This is a genomic window from Deltaproteobacteria bacterium, from assembly GCA_016875225.1.
Classification (GTDB): domain Bacteria; phylum Myxococcota_A; class UBA9160; order SZUA-336; family SZUA-336; genus VGRW01.
This window is the reverse complement of the sequence record VGRW01000162.1, coordinates 1-2,724: the sequence shown is the minus strand read 5'-3', so window position 1 is coordinate 2,724 and position 2,724 is coordinate 1. Positions and strand designations below refer to the sequence as shown.

General features: G+C 71.4%; 4 protein-coding genes. All 4 read left to right on the top strand.

Annotation, left to right across the window (positions count from 1 at the left end):
* Positions 1-808 (top strand): hypothetical protein (locus FJ108_18375; GenBank protein ID MBM4337859.1); only part of this gene is annotated, 808 nt, incomplete at its 5' end.
* A gap of 1 nt (position 809) precedes the next feature.
* On the top strand, positions 810-1,442 hold the full coding sequence (locus FJ108_18370; protein MBM4337858.1) for a glutathione S-transferase family protein: 633 nt from the start codon (positions 810-812) through the stop codon (positions 1,440-1,442).
* Between the two features lie 4 nt (positions 1,443-1,446).
* Positions 1,447-2,109: a hypothetical protein gene (locus FJ108_18365; protein ID MBM4337857.1), complete on the top strand. Its 663-nt coding sequence runs from the start codon at positions 1,447-1,449 to the stop codon at positions 2,107-2,109.
* Positions 2,110-2,115: 6 nt separating this feature from the next.
* Positions 2,116-2,724, top strand: a 609-nt coding sequence (locus FJ108_18360) for an ion transporter (GenBank protein MBM4337856.1), incomplete at its 3' end; no start/stop codon positions are given.

Below are 2,724 nucleotides of genomic sequence, written 5' to 3'. Positions count from 1 at the left end.
TGCGCCCGAGCTCGGCGCTGGCTACGTCGAGCTCCTGGCCGCGAACCCCGGCGTCGACCCGTGGCTGCCGCCCAAGGGCACGCGGCTGGTCGTTCCGGCCGCGAGGCTTCTGCCGAGCGGGCCGCGCGAGGGCATCGTCGTGAACGTGGGCGATCTGCGCCTGTACTACTTCGCCAAGGACGCTCCGGTTCGCTCGTTTCCGATCGGCATCGCCAAGGACGGCTACGCGACACCGCTCGGCGTAACGACGGTCCGCGCGAAGCGCGAGAACCCGACCTGGATTCCCGGCGAGTCCGCGCGCCGCGACGACCCGAAGCTCGCGGCGCGGATCGAGCCGGGGCCGGACAATCCGCTGGGCTCGCACGCGCTGTATCTGGGCTGGCCGACCTATCTGATCCACGGCACGAACGATCCGCGCGGCGTCGGGCGGCACTCGAGCCGCGGCTGCATCCGCCTGTATCCCGCGCACATCGCGGAGCTCTACGCGCTGGTCGCGCCGGGAACGAAGGTCCGCGTCGTGAACGAGCCGGTGAAGCTGGGCTGGATCGGCGGGGAGCTCTACTTGGAGGTGAACCCGGACGCGGACGATTCGCTCGAGCTCGACGAGACCGGAAAGCTCCCCACGACGCCCGTGTCCAGGGAAGTGCGCGCGCAGGTCTCGCGCGCCGCGGGCAAGCAAGCGCCGCGGCTCGACTGGACGAAGGTCGACGCGATCGCCCGCGGCCGCTTCGGAATTCCGTCGCGAATCACCGGGACCGCGCCAGCGCCAACGCCAGCGTCCGCGCCCGCGCAGGCGCGAAGCCGCTAGCGTGTTCACGCTCTACACGACGCCGCTCTCGGCGAACGGCCGCAAGCCGCTCGCGCTCGCGGTCGAGCTCGGGCTCGAGCCCGAGATCCGACACGTGAACGTGTACCGAGGCGAGGGTCGCAAGGCCGAGTTCCGCGCGATCAGCCCGCTCGGAAAGATCCCCGTCCTCGTCGATGGATCGCTCACGCTCAGCGAGTCGAACGCGATCCTGATCTACCTGGCGGAGCGACACGGCGGCTCGCGGCTCTGGTCGGACGAGCCACGGGCGCGAGCGGAGATCCTGCGCTGGCTGTTCTGGGAGGCCTCGGCCTGGCAGCCCGCGCTCTCCGCGCTCCTCGCGCCGTGCGTCGGGCACCGGCTGCTCCCCGACGTCGTGCCCGCGCCGTCGTCGCCGCCCGATTGGCGCGACCCGGCGATCGCGCCTCTGCTCGCTCTTCTCGACGACGAGCTCGCCGGGCGGGAGTTCCTGTGCGGGTCCGCGCTCACGATCGCCGATCTCTCGGTGGCGGGAATGACGACCTACTTCCGCCACGCGGGGCTCCCTTCGCGTGACTGGCCCGCGCTCTCGCGCTGGATCGGCCGGATCGAGTCGCTCGACGCCTGGCGGGCGAGCGCGGATCCGGTCTGGGCTTGAGCTCGTGCAGACGGGAACGCTGACCGCGCTCTCGGTCCTCTTGGCGGCGCTCGGAGTCCTCGCTCTGCTCGCGACGCTGGTCCGGCTGCTGCGGATCCGGCTCTTCGCGGCGGCGCGCTCGGCGTTCTCGGGCGCGCTGCTGCTCGCCGTCGCGGCCGCGCTCTTCCTGGTCTCGTCGAACCTGAACGGCTACGCGCGCCTCACCCACGAGGAGACGGTGGCGGAGATCGGCTTCGAGACGCTCGGGCCGCAGCTCTACCGCGCGACGCTCGCGCGCGAGCCGACCGGCGCGGCGCAGAGCTACGCGCTCGCGGGCGACGAGTGGCAGCTCGACGCGCGCGTGCTGAAGTTCAGCGGCCTCGGAGCTCTGCTCGGGCTCGATACGCTCTACCGCCTCGAGCGCCTCGGCGGCCGCTACCGCGAGCTGGAGCAGGAGCGCACGGCGCAGCGTAGCGTCCACTCCCTGGCCGAGGCGCCGATCGTCGATCTCTGGGCGCTCGCGCGATCCAAGCCGCGCTGGCTGCCTTTCATCGACGCGCTGTACGGCAGCGCGACCTACCTGCCCATGGCGGACGGCGCGCGCTACCGCGTGACGATCGGCCCGTCGGGTCTGGTGGCGCGGCCGATGAACGAGGCGGCCGAGCAGGCCAATCGCGGCTTTCGCTGAGCGGGTATGCTTGGCGGCCGTGGGATCCGCAGGCGCGACGGAAGAGCAGGCAGCGTGACGACGCGCGAGCGCTGGCGCCAGATCATCTTCGAGGCCGACACCGCGCCGGGGAAGGCCTTCGACGTGGTGCTTCTGGCGCTGATCCTCGCCAGCGTGCTGGCCGTGATGCTCGAGAGCGTCGCGTCGGTTCGCGCCGCCGCCGGCGCCGAGCTGCGGGTCGCCGAGTGGATCTTCACCGTGCTCTTCAGCGCCGAGTACCTCGCGCGCCTGGCCGTCGTGGAGCGGCCGCTCCGCTACGCCAGGAGCTTCTTCGGGCTCGTGGACCTGCTCGCGATCCTGCCGAGCTACATGTCCCTGGTGCTGCCGGGCGCCGAGTCGCTGCTGGTGATCCGGGCCTTCCGACTGCTGCGCGTGTTCCGCGTCTTCAAGCTGGGCCGGTTCCTCGGCGAGCAGAACCTGCTGCTCACCTCGCTGCGCATGAGCCGCGCCAAAGTGCTGGTCTTTCTCGCGACCGTGCTGACCCTCGACCTGATCGTCGGATCGGCGATGTACCTGATCGAGGGGCCGGAGTCCGGCTTCACGAGCATTCCCACCGCGATGTACTGGGCGATCCCC